The 3,559-nt window shown below is 66.7% G+C and carries 3 protein-coding genes and 1 pseudogene; 1 reads left to right on the forward strand and 3 read right to left on the reverse strand.

The genetic code is table 11. The features are described 5' to 3' along the window. The 3 genes and pseudogenes from BGN95_RS14070 to BGN95_RS14080 all read right to left on the reverse strand — a co-directional run. Positions 1–337 (reverse strand): annotated as a pseudogene (locus BGN95_RS14070) (MFS transporter); the annotation flags it as partial. Then, positions 330–1,442 carry a helix-turn-helix domain-containing protein gene (locus BGN95_RS14075; RefSeq protein WP_265312638.1) on the reverse strand — a complete coding sequence of 371 codons (1,113 nt, stop codon included), beginning with the start codon at positions 1,440–1,442 and terminating at the stop codon, positions 330–332. The pseudogene BGN95_RS14070 and the gene BGN95_RS14075, both read right to left, overlap by 8 nt. Positions 1,443–1,446: 4 nt before the next feature. Beyond that, positions 1,447–2,835 carry an amidase gene (locus BGN95_RS14080; protein ID WP_286773008.1) on the reverse strand — a complete coding sequence of 463 codons (1,389 nt, stop codon included), beginning with the start codon at positions 2,833–2,835 and terminating at the stop codon, positions 1,447–1,449. Between the two features lie 235 nt (positions 2,836–3,070). Between BGN95_RS14080 and BGN95_RS14085 the strand changes: the two genes are divergently transcribed. Beyond that, positions 3,071–3,559: DUF1611 domain-containing protein (locus BGN95_RS14085; protein WP_286773009.1), on the forward strand; the 489-nt coding region annotated here is incomplete at its 3' end.

Genomic DNA, 3,559 nt, shown 5'->3' on the forward strand with positions numbered 1-3,559 from the left:
CCGTCAGCATCCGCGCGACGACGAGTTGCCAGAAGCGCGCGGCCAGCCCGCATGCCAGCGTCATCACGCTGAAACAGGCGAGCGAGGCGGCGATGATGCGCGATCGGCTCATCCGATCGGCGGCGAGCGCGATCGGCATCCCCAGCGTCGCGTAGAACAAGGCGAACGCCGGCCCGACCAGCAACCCCAGCAATGTATCGGAAACGCCGAACTCGTGTTTGATATGTTCGAGGATGATCGCAAGGATCTGCCGGTCGATGTAATTGACCGCATAGATCGCGCTGAGCAGCAACACGATCGCACCGCGCGGGATCCTCGCACCGCGCGTCTCACGCATCGTCGTCGGCCGCCACTTTGCTCCCGCGCTTGAGGCTGGAGGCGAGATGGCGGACGCGCAATTCGTCGTTCGCTACCTTGCGCATCTGGATCGGCGAAACGCCGAATGCCGCCTTGAACGCGCGGGTGAAGCTCGCGGCATGCTCGTATCCCGTCTCCAGTGCGATCTCCATCATCGACATCTTGGAATCGCGGATGAGATCGAGCGCGAGTTCCATGCGCAGCTTGTCGCGGATACGCCCCACCGTCTCGCCGTAGATCATGCGAAAGCCGATCTGCAGGCGATGGCGCGTCATGCCTACCGCCTCGGCGATTTCATGGACGCTGATCTGCTGATCGATGTTGCCGCGGATCATCTGCATCGCGCGCTTCAACCGCCGGTGGTCTTCCGCCTCGAAACGACCGCCGAACTGCTCGCTGTCGGGCTGGGACAGCCCAAAGAGGATGTGGCAGGCCAGCTCGAGCGCCTTGGCCGACATAAACGAGCCGCGGAAGGCACGCGCGAACGGCGGCGAGATCAGCTGATGCGCGGTCAGCGAGGCCAGTTCCGACAACGGTACGTTGCGGATCGGATAATCGCCGCCCTCGCGGATATAATGCGCAAGATCCGCGGGGATATCGCTCTCGGCGAGCCCGGTCAGCGCGAAGAAGCGCCGCCGCTCGAAATAAAGCGTCACCCAGCGCAGATGATCGCCCGCCTCGTACAGCGTATCGAAGCTGCGCTCGCCGCCGGTGCCATAGATCGTGCAATAACCGTCGGCGAGTTCGCCATCGGTGCCGGCCGGATCGGCCAGCCGGACATTGCCGTTGAGCACCGCCGACAGCGCGAGGTAATCGTCGCAACGGTGGTTGCGCGCGATCTGTCGCCGCGCGACCATGTTCACCAGCGCGACACAGATGCCGTTGTGAAGCTCGTAGAACTCCCACCCGCCCTTGGCGACATTGCTGTCATATTCGTGGCGAAAGCCAAGCCCGCCAGGCGTCGGGTGGCTCCATCCGTCCGCCTTGCGTGTCGAGAGCCCGTCCGCCGACGCCGGGTCGCGCAGCTGCATCAGCATGTCATGCAGGCTGCGGGAAAGGATCTCGGGCGGGTGCGGATCGGTCATCGGATCAGCCGATGCTGACGCCGGGAACGCAATCAGGCCAGCGATCTTTCCACGGCACCGCGCGTTCGAGCTGATAGGCGAGGTCGATCAGCAACGGTTCGCCCCCGCGCCGCGCCGCGAACATCGTGCCGATCGGCACGCCGTCCGATCCGGGCTGGACCGGCAGCGATATCGCCGGGTGGCCGGTCAGATTGTGCAGCGGGGTATAGGAGACATAATCGAACATCAATTTCATGATCTGGTCGAAATCCACGTCGGGGGCCAGTTCCCCGATGCGCAGCGCGGGACGGCCGAGCACCGGCGACAGGATCACATCGGCATCGCCGAACGCGGTGTCGAGCGCGCGGCGCGCATCCTCGATCGCGCGGAACAGATGGTCGACATCGTCGATCGCGGCGCCGGCCGCCCATTCGCCCAGCCCCAGCGTCCAAGGCTCGACGCCGGCATCGGCCGCCGCGCCGAACCGTGCGCGCGCGGCTTGCAGCACGTCACGCGCGAGATAGGCCCAGATCGCCTTGAACGCCGCCATCACCGCCGGCCCGTCATAGGGCAGCGGCGCTTCGAACACGTGATGGCCGAGTTCTTCGCATAGCCGCGCGCTACGCATCGTACTGGCGAGCACCTCGGGATGCGGCTGATCGACGTTCAGGTTGGTCGTGATCACCGCGATCCGTAGCCGCTTGTCGCGCGGCGCCGTGGCGCCGGGCGGGGTCGCGGCGACCGTGGCCATCGCCCATTCCACGTCCCGCACGCTGCGTCCCAGCAGCATGTCGCAGGCGAGCAGATCCTCCATAAGATGCGGCGCGCGGGCGCGCAGCGTCGCGCCGCGCCCTGGCTTCAACCCGACGAGCCCGCAGCATGACGCCGGGATGCGGATCGATCCGCCGCCATCCGCCGCATGTGCCAGCGGCACCATTCCCGTCGCCACCGCCACCGCCGCGCCGCCGCTCGATCCCCCGGGCGAACGATCGCGCGCCCACGGGTTCCGCGCCGGGCCATAGAGCAACGGCTCGGTAGTGGGCAGCAGCCCGAATTCGGGCGCGTTGGTCTTGCCCAGCGCGATCATCCCGCAATCGTCGAACGCCCGGGTGAACGGGAAATCCACCGTGCCCGGCGGGGCGTCGCGGTGCAACCGGCTCGCGCTGCGGTTGGGCATGCCGCGATAATCGAGGCCGTCCTTGAGTAGCCAAGGCACGCCCGCCATCGGCCCGGCCGCTCGCCCCGCACGGTCGAGCGCGGCGTCATAGTCGCGATAGGTGATGACGTTCAGCGCGCCGTCCAGCGCCTCGATTCGCTCGATCGCCCATTCGCACAATTCGCGCGCCGACACCTCCCCGCGACGGACGAGCGCGGCTTGATCGTGCGCATCGAGCCGGCCGATCTCCCAAGCCATCGTCGATCCTGATTTCGCTTGCCTCTGCTGCATCGGTTCCGTCGCCCGTCCCGCAATGATTGGTCGACAAGGATTTCACTCATTCCGCGTGGGATGGTTTAGCCATCGGGGTCCGCCAGTTCGCGATTTTTCGGCCGACACCGTGACGGCTAACGGCTGGCCCGGAATGGCAAAGCGATACGCCGCGCGCTGCGCCATCCGTCATCGCCGACATGGCGACGAGACGAGGGTAACGATGCAGGCACCATATCTGCTTTTCCTGGGTGACGTGGGCGAATTCAGCGCGGCCAAGACCGCTGCCGGGGTCAACCAATGGCGCGGCGAGCTGGTCGCGGCGCAGCATCGATTACCCGGTTGCGCGGTCGATCTCGGCATTGCCGAGATGACGCCGGCCGAGGCCGCCCGCGCCGGCGCGCGGACGATGATCGTCGGGGTGGTGAATGTCGGCGGGTTCATCCCCGAACATTGGGTCGCGACGATGGTCGAGGCGCTGGAACAGGGACTGGACCTCGCCGCAGGGATGCACCAGCGGCTGAACGACATCCCAGCGATCGCCGAGGCGCGAGACCGCACCGGGCGCGCGGTGCTCGATCTGCGCCAGCCCGATCGCGCCTTCACCCCAGGTTCCGGGCGCAAGCGGATTGGCAAGCGCCTGCTGACCGTCGGCACCGATTGTTCGGTCGGCAAGAAATATACCGCGCTGGCGCTTGAGGCGGGGTTGCGC

It is taken from the genome of Sphingomonas sp. 66-10, from assembly GCF_001897045.1.
GTDB classification, from domain to species: Bacteria; Pseudomonadota; Alphaproteobacteria; order Sphingomonadales; family Sphingomonadaceae; genus Sphingomonas; species Sphingomonas lycopersici.

What these genes read in the sequence shown, in the direction of transcription:
- BGN95_RS14075 (WP_265312638.1), bottom strand. Translation starts at nt 1,442, where the DNA reads ATGACCGATCCGCACCCGCCCGAGATCCTTTCCCGCAGCCTGCATGAC.
- BGN95_RS14080 (WP_286773008.1), bottom strand. Translation starts at nt 2,835, where the DNA reads ATGGCTTGGGAGATCGGCCGGCTCGATGCGCACGATCAAGCCGCGCTC.